Source organism: Microbispora sp. CL1-1, assembly GCF_012034195.1.
In the GTDB taxonomy this organism is placed as follows: domain Bacteria; phylum Actinomycetota; class Actinomycetes; order Streptosporangiales; family Streptosporangiaceae; genus Microbispora.
The window spans coordinates 181210-197171 of the sequence record NZ_JAATEK010000010.1; the positions used below are offsets into that span (position 1 = coordinate 181210).

Annotated in this window: 18 protein-coding genes; 5 read left to right on the forward strand and 13 right to left on the reverse strand. The window is 72.0% G+C overall.

Going from position 1 to position 15962, the window contains the following annotated elements:
- Window positions 1–34: 34 nt before the first annotated feature.
- The 5 genes from HCK04_RS15440 to HCK04_RS15460 form a co-directional block, all read right to left on the reverse strand.
- Window positions 35–538, reverse strand: a complete 504-nt coding sequence (locus tag HCK04_RS15440; protein ID WP_142648016.1) for a TetR/AcrR family transcriptional regulator — start codon at window positions 536–538, stop codon at window positions 35–37.
- Between the two features lie 54 nt (window positions 539–592).
- Window positions 593–1585: an NAD(P)-dependent alcohol dehydrogenase gene (locus HCK04_RS15445; RefSeq protein ID WP_142648017.1), complete on the reverse strand. Its 993-nt coding sequence runs from the start codon at window positions 1583–1585 to the stop codon at window positions 593–595.
- Complete coding sequence (locus HCK04_RS15450) at window positions 1582–1815, reverse strand: helix-turn-helix transcriptional regulator (protein ID WP_142648018.1); 234 nt, start codon at window positions 1813–1815, stop codon at window positions 1582–1584. The genes HCK04_RS15445 and HCK04_RS15450 overlap by 4 nt, the downstream gene beginning before the upstream one ends.
- Window positions 1809–2237, reverse strand: a complete 429-nt coding sequence (locus HCK04_RS15455; protein ID WP_142648019.1) for a hypothetical protein — start codon at window positions 2235–2237, stop codon at window positions 1809–1811. Before HCK04_RS15455 ends, HCK04_RS15450 begins: the two co-directional genes overlap by 7 nt.
- 123 nt (window positions 2238–2360) lie before the next feature.
- A complete protein-coding gene (locus tag HCK04_RS15460) occupies window positions 2361–3227 on the reverse strand; it encodes a helix-turn-helix transcriptional regulator (RefSeq protein WP_142648020.1) in 867 nt (288 codons plus the stop codon).
- A gap of 158 nt (window positions 3228–3385) precedes the next feature.
- Between HCK04_RS15460 and HCK04_RS15465 the strand changes: the two genes are divergently transcribed.
- Window positions 3386–4270: an NAD-dependent epimerase/dehydratase family protein gene (locus tag HCK04_RS15465; RefSeq protein WP_142648021.1), complete on the forward strand. Its 885-nt coding sequence runs from the start codon at window positions 3386–3388 to the stop codon at window positions 4268–4270.
- A 124-nt stretch (window positions 4271–4394) separates the two neighbouring features.
- Here HCK04_RS15465 and HCK04_RS15470 read toward each other — a convergent pair whose 3' ends face one another.
- On the reverse strand, window positions 4395–5522 hold the full coding sequence (locus HCK04_RS15470; protein WP_142648022.1) for a ThiF family adenylyltransferase: 1128 nt from the start codon (window positions 5520–5522) through the stop codon (window positions 4395–4397).
- 155 nt (window positions 5523–5677) lie between these two features.
- Between HCK04_RS15470 and HCK04_RS15475 the strand changes: the two genes are divergently transcribed.
- Together HCK04_RS15475 and HCK04_RS15480 are read left to right on the forward strand one after the other, a co-directional pair.
- Entirely contained in the window at window positions 5678–6631 is a 954-nt protein-coding gene (locus HCK04_RS15475; protein ID WP_142648023.1) for a lytic murein transglycosylase, read from the forward strand.
- An 85-nt stretch (window positions 6632–6716) separates the two neighbouring features.
- Window positions 6717–7025, forward strand: a complete 309-nt coding sequence (locus HCK04_RS15480) for a DUF6185 family protein (RefSeq protein ID WP_142648024.1) — start codon at window positions 6717–6719, stop codon at window positions 7023–7025.
- A gap of 15 nt (window positions 7026–7040) precedes the next feature.
- Here HCK04_RS15480 and HCK04_RS15485 read toward each other — a convergent pair whose 3' ends face one another.
- The 3 genes from HCK04_RS15485 to HCK04_RS15495 all read right to left on the reverse strand — a co-directional run bounded on the left by HCK04_RS15485 (window position 7041) and on the right by HCK04_RS15495 (window position 11023).
- Window positions 7041–8849, reverse strand: a complete 1809-nt coding sequence (locus tag HCK04_RS15485; protein ID WP_142648025.1) for a glycoside hydrolase family 6 protein — start codon at window positions 8847–8849, stop codon at window positions 7041–7043.
- A gap of 370 nt (window positions 8850–9219) precedes the next feature.
- Window positions 9220–9885: a response regulator transcription factor gene (locus tag HCK04_RS15490; RefSeq protein ID WP_142648026.1), complete on the reverse strand. Its 666-nt coding sequence runs from the start codon at window positions 9883–9885 to the stop codon at window positions 9220–9222.
- A 4-nt stretch (window positions 9886–9889) separates the two neighbouring features.
- Window positions 9890–11023 (reverse strand): sensor histidine kinase, encoded by a 1134-nt coding sequence (locus HCK04_RS15495; protein WP_168065956.1) that lies wholly within the window; start codon window positions 11021–11023, stop codon window positions 9890–9892.
- A 231-nt stretch (window positions 11024–11254) separates the two neighbouring features.
- Between HCK04_RS15495 and HCK04_RS15500 the strand changes: the two genes are divergently transcribed.
- A complete protein-coding gene (locus HCK04_RS15500; protein WP_168065958.1) occupies window positions 11255–12748 on the forward strand; it encodes a nitrilase-related carbon-nitrogen hydrolase in 1494 nt (497 codons plus the stop codon).
- A 7-nt stretch (window positions 12749–12755) separates the two neighbouring features.
- On the opposite strand, the gene HCK04_RS15505 is transcribed toward HCK04_RS15500, so the two are convergent.
- From HCK04_RS15505 to HCK04_RS15515, 3 genes are all read right to left on the reverse strand, one after another.
- Window positions 12756–13193: a nuclear transport factor 2 family protein gene (locus tag HCK04_RS15505; RefSeq protein ID WP_142648029.1), complete on the reverse strand. Its 438-nt coding sequence runs from the start codon at window positions 13191–13193 to the stop codon at window positions 12756–12758.
- Between the two features lie 433 nt (window positions 13194–13626).
- Entirely contained in the window at window positions 13627–14142 is a 516-nt protein-coding gene (locus HCK04_RS15510) for a GNAT family N-acetyltransferase (protein ID WP_205830255.1), read from the reverse strand.
- A 40-nt stretch (window positions 14143–14182) separates the two neighbouring features.
- Window positions 14183–14635 (reverse strand): nuclear transport factor 2 family protein, encoded by a 453-nt coding sequence (locus tag HCK04_RS15515; RefSeq protein ID WP_142648030.1) that lies wholly within the window; start codon window positions 14633–14635, stop codon window positions 14183–14185.
- 156 nt (window positions 14636–14791) lie between these two features.
- On the opposite strand from HCK04_RS15515, the gene HCK04_RS15520 reads away from it, so the two are divergent.
- Window positions 14792–15289, forward strand: coding sequence for a TetR/AcrR family transcriptional regulator (locus HCK04_RS15520; protein ID WP_142648031.1), 498 nt, complete (start codon window positions 14792–14794; stop codon window positions 15287–15289).
- 195 nt (window positions 15290–15484) lie between these two features.
- Here the strand turns inward: HCK04_RS15520 and HCK04_RS15525 are convergent, their stop codons facing one another.
- Window positions 15485–15835, reverse strand: a complete 351-nt coding sequence (locus HCK04_RS15525; RefSeq protein ID WP_260617275.1) for a hypothetical protein — start codon at window positions 15833–15835, stop codon at window positions 15485–15487.
- Window positions 15836–15962 lie beyond the last annotated feature (127 nt).

Below are 15962 nucleotides of genomic sequence, written 5' to 3' on the forward strand. Positions count from 1 at the left end.
CGCCAGACCCGCTCTGGTCCGAGGAGCCGAACCTTCAGTCGCCGGCTTCCAGGCCGCTGCGCAGGAGCGCGGTGAGCCGCCGGGCGTGGGCCACATCGGTTCCGGTGAGTGCCGCGCCGCCCGCGAGGGCCAGCAGGTCGGTCACGGTGACGCCGGGCCGTACGGCGCCTGCGTCCTGCGCCCGCCGCAGCAGGTCGGACGCGGTGGCGCGGATCGAGGCGTGCCACTGGTCGAACAACGCGCTGCGACGGCCGGTGGGACCTTCCGTGGCCGCGAGGGCGAGCGGCCGCTTCGTCGCGACGTGCACGACGAACGCGTCCAGCCAGGAGAAGAGCGCGTCGGCGGGGGACACGCCGGCCGCGCACGGACGGGACAACTCCGCGACCTCGTCCGCGTACACGGCGACGAGGAGATCGGCGCGGGTGGGGAAGTGCCGATACAGGATCGCGTTGCCGACGCCGGCTCGCCGCGCCACCTCGTCCAGCGCGACCTCCGGCCCCGGCTCCGCGACGAGCTCGCGTGCGGCGGCGAGCAGCAGTGCGGCGTTGCGCGAGGCCGCGCTCGCCGGATCCCCCTGACTCCTTGAGGGGGGTCAGACGGTGACGACGACCTTGCCGGCGGGGTGGCCGTCCATGAGGCGGCGGATCGCGTCGGGCGCCTGGTTGAGGGGATAGGCGCGGTCGATCGCGGGGGTGACGGCGCCCGACTCGATGAGCCGCGTCAGTTCCTCCAGGTGTTCGGCGCGATCCCTGGACATCACCGGGCGCAGCCGCTGCCCTCTGAACATCGACCCCGTGACCATCGACAGCAGCGGCGCCCGGAACGTGCGTCCCATGCCCCCGGTGAAGCGGTACGCCACGTGGCCGCCCCCGACGATCGCCAGCGTCCCGCGCGGGGTCAGGACGCGGCGCAGCAGAGACAGCGGCCGGTTTCCCGCGGTGTCGATGACGACGTCATAGCGTGCGCCGTCGCGGTCGATCTCCTCGCGGGCGTAGTCGATGACGTCGTCGGCTCCGAGCGATCGCACGAGCCCGGCGTTCGCCGCCGAGCACACGCCGGTGACGCTCGCGCCGGCCGCCTTGGCGAGCTGTACGGCGAACGACCCCACGCCTCCCGACGCGCCGATCACCAGCACCCGCTGTCCCGGCCGGACGTGGGCGACATTACGGACGGCCTGCAGCGCCGTCATGCCGGAGACCGGCACCGCGGCGGCCTGTTCGAAGGTGAGACCGGCCGGCTTCGGCGCGAGCCTGCTCTGCCGCGCGCACGCGTATTCGGCGTACGAGCCGCTTTCGCAGGTGCCGTACACCTCCTGGCCTGGCCCGAAGCGGGTGACGCGGGCGCCGACGGCCGTCACCACCCCGGCCAGGTCGCGGCCCCGGACCCCGACCTTGGGCCGGCGCATGCCGAAGCCCGCGAGGCGCATGAGGTAGGGCCGGCCGGTCATGAGGACCCACACACCGGGGTCGACGGCGGCGGCGCGGACCTCGACGAGCACGTCCTCGTCGCCGATCGGGGGGTGGTCGACGTCACGCAGTTCGAGTACGTCGGCCGGGCCGTACGTGTCCTGGACGATGGCTTTCATGGCGGTCCTTCCGGGAGGTCGGGATACTGGAACACGTCGTCGAGCGGGACACCGAACACCCGGGCGATCCGGAACGCCATCTCCAGGGAGGGCGAGTAGCGCCCTTGTTCGATGGCGATGACGGTCTGCCTGGTCACGCCGATGCGCTCGGCGAGCTCGGCCTGGGTCATCTCGTCGTGGGCGAACCGCAGCGCGCGGATGCGGTTCGTCACATGCGTGGGCTTCACCACGTCGGAACGCTCCTGCGATAGAGAATGATCTTGGTGACGTCGCCGAGGATCGCCGACAGGACGAAGAAGAGGTAGATCACGTTGGCGATCCAGAACCTGTCCCACTCGGCCACTGCCATGAGCATCGCCGCGACCGCGCCGATGGCGACGAACGCCTGGCCGGTGTAGTCGCCGAACCGTCCGATCTCCTTGTCGCGGACGTCGATGACGCGCGATGCCCGCGGGTTGACGATCGCCATCCCGATCTCGGCCAGGATCGCCGCGGCGATCGCCCCGCCGATCGTCCACAGCAGGGCGGCGGCGTACGGCACGTCGGGTAACGGGCCTCCCTCCGCACGTCTGAGGATGACGACGACGTACGCGGTGTAGGCGATCACGGCGACGATCAGCCGGATCCAGGCGCGCTTCTCCTCGTGAGTCATGATCGATTCCCTTCGGGTGTACAAAATCTTTGACACCTCGAAGGTAATCTGTTTTTGACGTGATGTATAGAACTTTTTACATCGCATCGCGCGGCACCGCGCGCAGCGGCAACGCGGGAGGCGTCAGGCGCCGGCGGCCACCTGCTCGGCGCCCACCTGTTCGGCGCCGATGACCTTGAGGAACTGCAGGGACTCGTACGCCGGAGACCCGGGCTCGGCGGTGAAGATGACCACCTGCTGCTCCTGGTCGGGCACGGTCAGCACGTCGTAGTCCAGCTCGATCCGCCCGGCGCGCGGGTGCCGCACGGTGTGGTGCAGGTGCCGTTCGATGTGGAACCGCTGGGAGTTCCACAGGCGGGCGAAGTCGGCGCTCCCGGCCAGCAGCTCCTCGACCAGGCTCCTCAGCTCACGGCTGCCGGGATAGCGGGTGAGGGCGACGCGCAGGTAGCTGACGGCCGTGACGACGAACCGCTCCGAGATGCCCATGCCGTAGTGCCGCCGCTCGGGGTCGGGATGCAGGAAGTAGCGCCGGATGACGTTGCGCTCCTCGCCCGCCAGCGCGGAGAAGTCCTCGAACAGGGCCGCCGCCAGCGGGTTCCAGGCCAGCACCCGGCAGGTGTCGTCCACGACGATCGCGGCGGCGTCGGTCAGCCGGTCGATCAGTTGCCGCGTGCTCGGCCGCACCTCGCGTGCGGGCTCGGGCGATCGGCTCTCCTCCCGCTCCCCGGCCAGGTCGAACAGGTGGGCCCGCTCCTGGTCCGACAGGCGCAGGGCGCGGGCGATCCCGTCGAGCACGCGCCGCGACGGGTGCCGCCCTCGCGCCTGCTCCAGCCGCGTGTAGTGGTCCACCGAGATGTACGCGAGCTGGGCGACCTCCTCGCGCCGCAGGCCGGGCGTACGGCGGCGGCGTCCCTCGGGCAGGCCGACGTCGGCAGGGCTGACCTGCTCACGCTTGCCGCGCAGGAACTTCGCCAGGCCGTGCTTGTCCATACCTGCGACGGTACGTCGGAAATCGGCCATGCGTACCCCGCAGCCACGGACTCGTGGTCCCTGGTTGTGCGCGACGGCCCGGGCGACCGTGGGGATGGCATCGACCGGTGGCGGTGTGACGCGCCGCCGGTCACCGACCTCACGGAAGGCATGTGATCATGCGAGTTCTCATCACGGGCGCGAGCGGCTACGTCGGCGGCGTCGTGGCCGAGCACCTCGTCAGGGCCGGGCACGAGGTGGTCGCCCTGGCCCGGTCCGACCGGGCCCGCGAGCGGGTCGAAGCGCTGGGCGCCAAGGCGGTGTCCGGAAGCCTGCGAGACCTCGACGTCCTGCGCGGCGCCGCCGCATCGGCCGAAGCCGTCGTGCACACCGCCGTCGACTACACCGATCCCGAGATGGGCGACATCGAGCGCGCCGCCCTCGCGGCGCTGCTGGACGGCCTGAACGAGGGCGGCCGGTTCGTCTACACCAGCACGGGCCTGGTCTACCCCGACCGGCAGGGCGCGACCGTGGACGAGGACCACCCCGTCGCTCCCGAGACGTCACCCCAGCCCTACAAGGTCCTCGGCGAGCGGCAGGTCCTCGACGCCGGCCACGTGGCGGGCACGGTTATCCGGGCCGCGCTGGTCTACGGGCGCGGCGGGTCGGGCCTGCTCCAGGGGCTCATCGGCGCGGGCAGGCAGAACGGGATGGTGCCCTACATCGGCGACGGCGCCAACGAGTGGTCGTCGGTGCACGTCGACGACCTCGCGGCGTTGTACGTCGCCGTGCTTGAGCACGGCGGGCCGGGCGCCGTCGTCAACGCCGCCTCGGCCGAGCGCACCCCGATGCGACGGATCGCCGAGGCCGCCGCCGCCCTGACCGGCGCCCAGGCCGTGTCGCTCACGCTGGAGCAGGGGACCGCCGCGATGGGGCCGCTCGCCGCCACGCTCACCCGTTCGTCGCCGCTGGACGCCTCCCGCGCCCGCCGCCTGTACGGCTGGTCCCCCGCGGGCCCCGGGCTGATCGAGGAGCTGACCACCGGCTCGTACGCGGGGTCCTGACCGGTGCCACGGCGTACGGCCGGTGTCGGAGGCGGAAGGTCCCGATGCGGCGGAAGAATCCGGGCAGGAGAGATGGATGCTCTCGCGAAAACCCGTTCACGATTCGTCTTGTTGACGGGAACGGTCAAGACCGCTGTCTGTTTATTCGGCCGGCGTCTTTTTCGGTCGTTCCTCGCGGCGAATTGCGCGCCGGCGCTCGGGTGCCGCACACGGGGCAGCCGGGGCGCGGCGGGTGCCGGACCCACACGTGGTGGTCCGCGGCGATCAGGTTGAGGCCCTGGATGGTGCCGACCGGCGGCACGGGCACCCCGGTCAGCAGCCCGAGCAGCGCGTGGGCGACGAGCTGGCCGGACACGCCCGCCGAGGTGGCGATCACGCCGGGGCCGCCGAGGTTCACCGGCGTGCCGGGACGGCGCCGCGCCTCCTCGCCGCTGCTCAGGCACTCGTAGCAGGTGCCTTCCCTGGGGGCGAAGCACCCGACGGTGACCAGTGGTCCGCTGTATCCGCCGCCGGCCCAGGGGATGTTCGCGGCGGCGCAGGCACGGTTGGCCCACACCCTGAGGCTGTGCCCCGTGGGCCGGTCCGCGCAGAGGGCGAGCGCGTCGTAGCCCGTGATCAGCTCGTCCAGCTCGCGCCTGCTGCCGATGCTCCGGCGTTCGCCGGTGACTGTGATGTCGGAGTTGACGCTCCGGAGCCGGTCGACGGCCGCCTCCGCCTTCGGCCGCCCCACGTCGGCCTCGCCGTAGAGCACCTGGCGGTTGAGGTTGGACAGCTCCACCAGGTCGGGATCGACGCAGTGGATCGTGCCGACTCCGACGGCGGCGAGCGCCCAGGCCGCGTGGCAGCCGGTGCCGCCCAGGCCGAGCACTACGACCCGCGCGGCCTTCAGCCGGACCTGGGCCTCCCAGCCGTGGGCGCGCGGGACGGCGTCGACGGCGCGGAAGAACGCGTGGTTCCTGCTGTAACGGTCGAGTTCGCGCTCGCTCAGCCCGGCGGGCGGCACCGCCGCGGCGTCCTCCACATATCGGGTGGCCGTCAGTTCCTCGACGATCGACGTCGCGTCCGGCAGCTCCGGATGGGCCAGGCGCAGCCGTTCGGCGATCTCCTCGCGGGAACGGGTGCCGTCCATCAGCGTGAGGGCCGTCCACACCCAGCCGTCCGGGTCCGCGATTTCGGCGGCGATCCCGTAAATCTCGCCGCCGATGCGAATGGTGCCGTCCTCGTAACGGTGCGGACGGTGTTCGAATTTCACGCGAGGGAGTCGCACGTGACGACGATTAGTGGGCGATAAGTGCGCGAGTCAACAGCGATTTCCGCGGCGGGGAAAATCGGGTCGGCCGTAAAACGTTCCCTCGCAGCCTGGTGAAGAGGGCATGGATCGTCACCGCTGGGAATACGTTGGTGACGATGAACGATCAGCCTGCCGTGAACCCGCTGCCGCCGCGCCGTGCGGTGCTGGCCGCCGCGCTCGCCGCCGTCGTCGTCCCGCTCTCGGGATGCGCGGGCGCGGCGGGCGAGGCCGCCTCGGTCGCTCCCCGCGAGCGCGTGACCCCGGCCGCGCCGGAACGGTCCTCAGCCGGCCCCGGGAAGACACCGAGCCTGCCCGCGCCGGACGCGGCGATTCCCAAGGACCCCAAGCGGCTGGCCGACGCCCTTACCCGTACGGTGGAGCGGCTGCGTGACGCGATCGACGACTGGCGACGCACGGGCGACCCCGCGAGGGGCGAGGCGCCCGAGCCGGTGGTCCTGCTGTCCCTGTACGAGCAGCGCGTCTACCGCTATCTGGCCCGCAATCCCGGGGTCGCGTCCCGCACGTACGCGAAGCTGCCGAAGGACACGGCCGCGCGGGCGCGCGACAACGTGACGGCCATCCGCGACCTGCTCTCCCTCGCCCACCCCGTCAGCGGGCCCATCAAGATCAAGGTCAGACCGGCGGAGCCCGCCGACGCTCTGCTCGCCGCCTTCCGGCGCGCCGAACGGCGGTTCGGCGTCGACTGGGAGGTGCTGGCGGCGGTGATGCTCGTGGAGACCAAGTTCGGGCGGGTGCGCTCGCCGAGCTACGTGGGCGCGAAGGGCCCGATGCAGTTCATGCCGGGCACCTGGAAGGCGTACGGCATGGGCGGCGACATCAACGACACCGGCGATGCTCTCCTCGCGGCGGCCAACTACCTCCACGCGTCGGGCGCGCCCGGCGACTACCGGCGCGCGCTGTACGCCTATAACCACTCCAACGCGTACGTGGACGCGGTCCTGCTGCACGCGCGCCAGATGAAGCGGGACATCAGGAACTACTACGCCTACTACACCTGGCAGGTCTACGTGATCACACCCAAGGGCGAGCGCCGCCTGACCGGTCCCTGACGAGGCCGGCAGGCGGAGTTCCGTAACCGATGCGGCCTTCCGCGCGACTCACCCTTCGGGAGCGATCGCGTACGGGTGGTCGGTTGTGCGGGTGCTGCTGCTGTTCCTGGTGCTGACCGTCATGGGTGCTGACCGTCATGGCCGTCCCCATGGACGCGCGGACCCCCAGACCCGCCCGGGCGGTCTCGCGTCGCGGCTGACTCCGGTGGCCGTCGTCTACCGGCTCGGTGCGGCGGGCAGCGGGATCGCGCTCATCGTCGCGCGGGCGGCGGCCATTCTCGGCCTGTGGAGTCAGTTCGGGAACGGCATCGACATCACCTCGCAGGTGGACACCTCGGCCCAGGCGCCGCTCAGCGCCGACGCGCAGGTGCTCCTGGGCCGGGTGGACAGGTGAGAACGCGCCGCGTGCTCACAGCGCCGGGTAGGCGTTGTCGACCAGCATCACGAACTGCTCGTGGTGCCAGTCGCCCGGCAGCGGCGCGTTGGGGAGGGCGCCGGTCGGCCGGATCGAGTCCGACACGGGCCCGAGGGAGCCGTTGGGGTCGCACGTGCTGTCGAGCAGCCGGTCGGAACCCTCGGGCAGGATCGGCCCGCCCGCGCCGTCCGACTCGCCGGGCCGCTTGATCCACAGGTAGGCGTCGACGCCGGGGGCGGGAGCGGCGACCGGCCGAGTTCCCAGTCCCGCGCCCTTCTGGTTGCACATCGCGGCCCGCGACGGACGCCTGTCGATGCGGCTCTGATCGACGAAGGTGTTGACGTCGAGCGAGGTGCTCACCGCGGTGGGCCGGTCGGGCCCGCCCCAGCCGTTGCGGGAGGTGTCGACGACCACGCCGAGCGCGGCGGAGAAGCCCTTGGCGATCAGGGCGGTCCGCATCGCGAGGGCGTAGTCCCGTTCGTTCAGGTAGGGGTTCCAGTCGATGAACCTGCTCAGCTTGATCGGCTGACCGGCCACGGTCTGGTTCGCGTCGGTCAGGAAGGGCTCCACGAGGGGGACGTAGTCGGCGACGTTCGTGGCGATGCCGTCCAGGCTGTTCAGGCCGGCCGCTGTGCCGCGCACGGTGTCGGTGATCAGGTTCGTGAGCGCGTTGAAGTTCTCGTCCCAGCCGCCCCATCCCGCGCTGCCCGCGTCGAGGTAGGTGTAGACGTTGGGCAGGGGCGCGAGCTTGTCGAGGGCGTAGCGGATGCCCGTCACGTAGACGCCCGACGCCGCCGCCTGGTCGCACGGATAGATGCTGTATTGCCCAACGATGAGATCGATCAGGGCGCGCGGCTCGATGACGGCGGCGACGCGCAGGTCGCGATATTCGGGCCTGGCCAGGAGGGCGGCGATGGGGTCCACGAACTCCGCCTTGTAGCGGTTGAGGCCGTCCTCCTGAGTGTGCAGCTCGGCGTTGGAGACCAGCGACCGGCAGTCGCGGTCGGGCAGGTCGTGGAGGACGAGCGTGATGTAGCCGGCCCCCTGCTCGACGGCGGTGTCGAGATGGTCCTTCAGCGTACGGGTGACTCCGGAGCCACCGATGACGTCCGCGATGCGGTTCAGCCAGATCGCCGTGGGCGTCTGCTCCAGGCCGCGCATCTTCCGCGCGGTCGCGTCGTCCACCCGCGTGGCGGAGGATTCCACATCGGCCGCCCAATCGGGGTCGACGTACCCCTGGACGCCGAGGAACGGGTTGTCCACCGGCACGTCCCCGCTCGGACTCGGACTGGGGCTCGGACTGGGGCTCGGACTGGGGCTCGGGCTGGGGGACGGGCTCGGGCTGGGCGACGTGCCCGGCACGACGACCTCGCAGGGCACGCCGTTGAAGGCGAAGTCCGTCGGCGGCGGGTTGCTCCCTGTCCAGGAGCCGTTGAACCCGAGGTACAACGTCCCGCCGGACGTCACCGCGCCGTTCCACGGCTCGTTGTCGGCGACGACGCGGTTGCCGGACTGGGTCCACCGGGCCGACCAGCCCTGCGTGAGCTTCTGCGAGCCGGGGAAGGTGAACGTCAGCTTCCAGCCGGTCAGGGCTTCGCCGGTGTTCCTGACCTCGACCCCGGCCGTGAAGCCGCCCGAGTTCGTGCCCCACTGGGTGCTCGTGTAGGTCACCTGGCAGGTGACGGCGGCGTCGGCGGACGCGGCGCCCAGCACCGGTGTCGCCACGGCCGCCGCCGCGATGGGGAGGGCCGCCGCGGCGGCCGTCAGGATCCTGCGGGCGAACCGTTGGTGGCCGAAGGGCATGGGGTCGTCTCCAGGGGTGCGGTGACCGGCTCTGGCGTGCCGGCGCCCGTTCCGGCGCGCGCCCGGGTTCGTGAGCCCGGGGTTCGTGAGCCCGGGTCCGCGAACACGGGTTTCGCGCCCGGGCTCGTGAGCACGGGTCCGCGAACACGGGTTTCGCGCCCGGGTTCGCGAGCATGGGTTCGCGCATGGGGGCCGACGCTCCCCAGACTCGGCAATGGCCCGGCTCGTGTACACGATTCGCCGAAGCGGAAATATCCCGTTCCGGACGAATCAGCCGGGATCGCGCGGCACCTCGGAAAACTCCGCCCGAGGCCCGCCGCTCGTCGCCGGATCCGGTGAAATATTCACGGCGTGATCACACGCGCGCGGTTCACGGCATTTCCTGATCACCGGCGACCACCAGGCCGGATTCGTACGCGAAGACGACGGCCTGGGCGCGGTCGCGCAGGTCGAGTTTCGTCAGCAGGTTGCTCACGTGACTTTTGACCGTGTGCTCGGTGACCACCAGCTCCGCGGCGATCTCGGCGTTCGACCGGCCGCGGGCGAGCAGGCGCAGCGTGTCCATCTCCCGGTCGGTCAGCTCGCCGAGTCGCTGCCGCAGCCGGGGGCGGGCGCGGCCACGGCCGACGAACTCGGCGATCAGGCGCCGGGTGATCGCCGGGGCCAGCAGCGACTCCCCGCCCGCGACCAGGCGGACGGCGCGCGCGAGGTCGTCGCGGCGCACGTCCTTGAGCAGGAAGCCGCTGGCCCCGGCGCGCAGGGCGTCGCAGACGTACTCGTCGACGTCGTACATCGTCAGGACCAGCACCTTCGCGCCGGTCCTGCGGCACACCTCGCCGGTGGCCTCGACGCCGTCCATGCCGGGCATGCGGATGTCCATGAGCACCACGTCGGGCTCCAGCTCGACGGCCTTGGCGACGGCCTCCGCGCCGTCGGCCGCCTCGCCGACCACTGTGATGTTGTCGTGGGCGTCGAGGATCATCGCGAAGCCGCCGCGGAACAGGTCCTGGTCGTCGGCGACGAGCACGCGCAGCATGCCGTCAGCCGATCGGCAGGGTCGCGGTGACGGTGAGACCCGGGTTTCCGGCCCGTACGGCCAGGCGGCCGCCGCACGCCGCGACCCGCTCCCGCATCCCGATCATGCCGTGTCCCTCCCGCGGCTCCCGCGTGCCCCGCCCGTTGTCGGCGACCTCGACGTCCAGGGTGTCACCGGACCAGCGGAGCCCCACCCGGACGGCGCTCGCTCCGGCGTGCCGGATCGTGTTGGTCAGCGCCTCCTGGATGATCCGATATGCGGCGATGTCCACGTCGGAGGGCAGGCGGCGCGGCTCGCCGCGTACGTCGGCGGAGACCTCCAGGCCCGCCCGGCGGGCGTTGTCCAGCAGGCCGGGCAGAGCGTCGAGCCCCGGCTGCGGCCCCCGGGCAAGAGCCGGGCCGCCGGGTGTCTCGCCCGCGCGCAGCGCGCCGAGGATCAGGCGGAGCTGGCCGATCGCGTCGCGCCCGGCCGCCGCGATCGCCTCGAAGACCGCCTCGGCCTTCTCCGGGTGATCGCGCACGACCAGCGGGCCGGTCTCCGCCTGGATCACCATGAGACCGACCGAATGGGTCACGATGTCGTGCATGTCGCGGGCGATCCGGGTGCGTTCGCGTGCGACGGCGGCGGCGCGTTCCTCGCGGATGCGGGCCTCGCGCTCCCGTTCGGCGTCCCGGCCGGCCCGCCGGGCGCGTGCGCCCACGCCGAGGGCGTACGCGGCGACGATCGCGGTGAGGAGATACCGGTAGGTCTCCAGGTTCTCGTGCGGGACGACGAGCGACACGGCGACCCCGGCGGCGAGACCCGCGATGCCCACGGCGCGCCGCACCCGGGACAGATCCGCCGCCGCGAACGTGTAGGTGCACACCAGCACGCCGTACGGCAGCAGCAGCATCAGAGCCCCGGAGTGCGGCAGCGACTTCATCGCGATCGACAAGGCCGTCGTGGCGCAGCCGACCACCGCCCCGGCGGACAGGACGGCGCGGCGCCGCCACAGCACGGGCACCGACATCAGCACGGCGAGCGCCACGGCCCACCACGGCTGCCGATGGGGGACGAGCACGGGCGTCACCGTCATCACGGTGACGACGACGGCGATCGCGACGTCGGCCCTCGAATGGCTGAGGATGCTCGCCCGCATTGACCGGCTCCGGAGGTTGTCGGAGGGAACCCGGCAAGGGTATTCGGGCCACGCCCGCGGCCGCCTCCACCGCCCGGGCGATGACCGTCTCACTCCTTCGAGTGAGACGCGATGCCACCAGGCTCCGAGCGGTTCCGGTCCTCGCGACCGGCACCCGGTTCGCTCTCGCCGGTGATGTGCGCCGAGGCCGGATGCCGGAGGGTCGGGGCGGCTGGAGAAGGAGGCCGCTCGATGAATCCACCGATTCGGCGTCCGGTGGTGGCGCTCGCCGCCACGGCGCTGTCCGCGACGCTGTTCCATTTCGGCACCGGGCTCACGCCGGTGCCCTGGGTCACCTGGCTCGCACCGCTGCCGGTGCTCGTCCTCGCTCATCGCGCCGGCGCCCGCACCGCGTTCGTCGCGGCGTCGGCCGCGTGGCTCGGCGGTGAGACGGCGATGTGGGGCTACTTCCTCGGCACGGTGCGGATTCCGCCGCCGATGGTCGTGTCGATGCTCGTCGGGTCGGCGCTGCTGTTCGGGCTGGTCGTCCTGCTGTCACGGGCGCTGATGCTGCGGGGCCGTCCGCTGTCGGCCGCCGCCGTCGTGCCGGCGGCCTGGGTCGTCGTCGAGTGGGCGGTCTCGGTGCTGTCGCCGAACGGGGCGTGGTGGAGCCTGGCCTACACCCAGGCCGACGTCCTGCCGGTGTTGCAGACCGTCTCGGTCACCGGACCATGGGGGATCACCTTCCTGGTCCTCGGGGCTCCCGCGGCCGTCGCCGTGTTGCTCGCCCCGGGGGCGGCCGGGCGGCTGCGGATCGGGGCGACCGCCGTGGTCGTCCTGGCCCTTGCGGCGGGGTACGGCGCCTGGCGGCTGCGCACGCCGTACGAGGACGGCCCGGGCGGGGACGGGCCGGGCGCGGAGAAGGTGGCGCTGCTCGCCGCCGACCGGGGCGGCTGGGTCGCGGTCGACTCGGCGGAGGGACGCGCCCTGCTCGGGACGTACACGGCGCGGATCCCGGAACTCGCCGAACGCGGCGCACGGGTCGTGGTCATGCCGGAGAAGGTCTTCGCCGCCACCGACGCGACGCTGCCCGAGCTGGTGGAGCCGCTGGCGCGGCTCGCCGCCGACCACCATGTCGACATCATCGCCGGGCTGGTCCTCACGGGGGCGGGCGGCCTGCGCAACGTGGCCGTCGACGTGCCCGCCGACGGGAGCCGGCCGGTGGAGTATTTCAAGCGCCACCTCATCCCGGGGCTGGAAAGCGACTTCCGGCCCGGGGACCGAGATGCCTTCGTGCCCGGTTCGGGCTCCCGCTGGGGGATCGCGATCTGCTTCGATCTGGACCTGCCCGGCCTGGTGCGCGACTACCGCAGGAGCGGCGCCACGACGATGTTCGTGCCCGCCTGGGACTTCGACCGCGACCGGTGGCTGCACGGGAGGATGGCGGTCACCCGGGGCGTCGAGAACGGGCTCACGGTGGCCCGCGCGGCGCGCGACGGCGACCTGGTCGTGAGCGACCCCAACGGCCGGATCCTGGCCGAGGCGCACAGCGCCGACGCGCCGGTCGTGTCCGTCATCGCGACGCTGCCCGCCCGCTCGGCCGGCACGCTCTACACGAGGTTCGGCGACTGGTTCGCCTGGGCCTGCGCGCTCCTGCTGCTGCTCGCGCTCGCGCCCCCGGCCCGTGCCCGGCGGGTCCGTACGCGGGTGGCCGGCGCCGGGCGGGCACACGCCGCCGCGTCGTGACGGAGCACTACGGGGAGTTGCCGTCGAGACAGAGATGGCCGCCGAGCTGGGCCGCCACCTCCAACTGGTCGTAGAAGAGCCGGTGGCTGACGATCAGCCCGTCCTCCACAGTGGAGAAGCTGCACGAGCGCAGGAGGACGGACCGCCCGGTCGGTTCGAGAACCTCCCCGCCGGGGAAGAGAAGCGGTCCCTTGTGGGTGCCGGTGATCGTGAACTCCGCCGCCACGGTGTCGCCGAACATGGTCACCGACTGCGGAGTGATCACCATGTTGGGGTACGCCTCCAGCCACTGGCGGTAATAGGAGGTGATCTCCTCCCGGCTCTCGGCGATGCCGTCGGGGGACACCAGAACGGCCCGTTCGTCGAAGCACTGCGCCAAGGCGTCGAGGTCATGACGGTTGGTGGCCTGCCTCAGCCTGTCCACGGCCAGGAGCACTTCGGACATCGGACGTTCCCTTCCCCCTGTCGAGAGCGGCCGTTGATGCGTGCGCCGCGATCGGCACTACGAATGCGGACATTGATGTCTATTGGTGGCATTTTCACGATAACCCAGCTCACGCGCTGGGCCGTGTGAGCTCAGGGGCTCAGGAGCCGTGTGAGCTTCTCAGGACTCGTCGGCGGGGAGGGCGAACATCCGGATCTACAGGGGCCGCGCGCCGGGCGGCGGCGCCCTGCTCCTGCCGTAGGCCCTCTACCGGGGCCTGCCGCTCCCTTGATCGTGAGCAGGGGCGGGGGTCCGGCCGAGGTGGGCGAGGACGCCACCCGGACCTCGGCGGGCTGCTCGCCGGCACCGCCGACGGCGACGCGCACATGCGGGCCATCAAGGACGCGTTCGGCTACGTGCCGGCGCACCGCACCGTGCGCTACCGCCCCGACCTCTAGCGAGCGGCGAAACCGCGGCCGAGCGGCGGGCCCAGCCGCAGTTGGAGGGCCGGATAGCGGGGCGCGTCGAACCCGAGCGACTGGTACAGCTCGATCCCGTACGGCGTGGCGTTGAGGTCGATCGTCCGGACCTCGGTCTCGGTGCGATACCAGGCGAGCAGCGCGTCGAGGCAGGCGCGGGCGAGGCCGAGCCGGCGGCGGCGCCGGTCGGTGCAGATGTTGAAGACGTGGCCCTGCAGGCCGCTCGGGTTCGTCGGCCCCGGCGCGTGGGAGTCACAGGTGCCCGCCGCGCAGCTCACCACGCCGAGCTCCGGGTCGTCCACCACGAACGCGGCGAAGTCCCCCGGATCGCCCAGCCGCCGGACGAACCACGCCTCGGCCGCCGCCCGCCAGGGCGCGCTCTCGTCTCCGACGTCCGCCCCCATGTCCTCCAGCATCACGGCGCGCAGGCGGACGAGGGCCGCGGCGTCCGCCGCTTCCGCCCGGCGGACCACGGTCCCCGAGATCGTCATGGGCACCATTGTGGCCGCGCTCGCGGGCGGGTGACCCCGATCAGGCCGTGGCGGTGGCGCTCTCCGCGGCGGCCACGACGTCCTTCAGCCGGCCCATCGCGTGATAGGTGCCGAACACGTCCATGTAGTCGCGTGCATCCACGATCTCGCCGTTCCGTACGCGCAGGGTCAGCAGGCCCGTGGCCCGGAACGGCCGGCCGTCCGGCTCGATCGTGCCGGTGCCCTCCCACTCCCCGATGACGACCTCGGGGTCGGCCGCCTCGTGGACGACGACGTCGTGGATCTCGGCGATCCGTACGGGGGTCGCGCCCCACGCCGCCCGATAGAGGGCGCGGACCGCCTCCCGCCCCTCCAGGCGGGCGGGGAACAGCGGCGTCCGGAACGGGAACGTGTGCAGGGCGTCGGCGGCGTAGAGGTCGGCGAGGTCGTCGGCCGACCTGTCGGCCATCGCCCGGTGATAGCGGGCCAGGACCTCGCGTGCGGTGAGTGGCATCGGTTCACTCCGATCATTCGAGCGTTTCGCTCAACAGTTGTTGACTCAACGACTGTAGAGCGAACGGGCCGATCGGGTCAACACCGGTAGAGTCGACGCGTGGAGGGGACGCCGACGAGCCGGGCAGAGCGCCGGCGCCGCACCGAGGAGCGCATCATGTCCGCCGCGCGCGCGATCTTCGCCGAGCGCGGCTTCCAGCGCACGACGATCCGGGCCGTGGCGGCCGCCGCCGAGGTCGATCCGGCCCTGGTCATGCAGTACTTCGGATCGAAGCAGGAGCTGTTCGAGCAGGCCGTGCGGATCCCGTCGATCCCGCCGCTCGACGGCGAGCTGGAGCCGGTCGAGGAGCTGCTGGGCAGGATCGGCATGAAGACGGGGCCGCTGCCGCAGGCGACGGTGGCGATGATGCGCTCCATGCTCACCCATCCCGACGCCGCCGAGGATGTGCGCGGCAGGCTCGACGCGCAGGTGGCGCAACTGGCGGGCGCGCTCGACGCCGGCGACGCCGAGCTGCGGGCGGCGCTGATGGTCAGCATGATGCTGGGCGTGACGATCGCTCACCAGCTGCTCGGCCTCACGGCCCTGCGTGACGCGTCCCCGGAACGGATCGCCGAGACGCTCCGCCCGGCCCTGCGCGCCCTCGCAGACGGCTGAGGAGCCGTACGGCATCGGTGTGACGGCCGTGATCAGAGGGGCCGGCCGGGGGCGGTGCGGGCTTCCACGGTCATCTCCGTTTTCCCCGGCGCTCGGCGACGTGGGCGGGGGCTCTGCCCGGCCTGCGTGGTGTGAGCTGTTCGACCGGGCCGGCCGCGAGCCCGGCGCCGTCGCGCCTGAGTGCTTCTTGATGGATCAGGCGTCGGCGCAGATGGCGTAGACGCTGATGCCGACGGTGTCGTAGTGGTTCTGCCGGCCGAGTGCGGTCCATCCGGTGCCGTCCGGGGTGGGGAAGCTGCCCACGAGAATCGCGTCGCCGCCCTGCGCCTCGCCGCCGCCGCCCACGGCGCGCTTGCCCGGAGGGCAGTAGACGGTGCGCCGGGTGAAGTTCGGCACGTTCGCGTTGGGCAACGTCACGATCTGATAGCCGTCGACGACCGTCGGTGACGTGGTCTGCGGGCCGTCGTCGGCCAGCGCGCCCGCGCCGGTGACCGTGAGCCCGGTGAGAACCAGCGCACCTGTCGTGATTGCGTGAACAAATCGCACGTAAAAGCTCCGTCTTATCGGAAATGACCGGATTTCGAACCAGGAATCGGGTGTGAATGGCGTGATCGCCGTCCCCGTCGGTTCCGCGGCCACACCTACCCTTGATCGTCTTCTGTCACACTTGGCA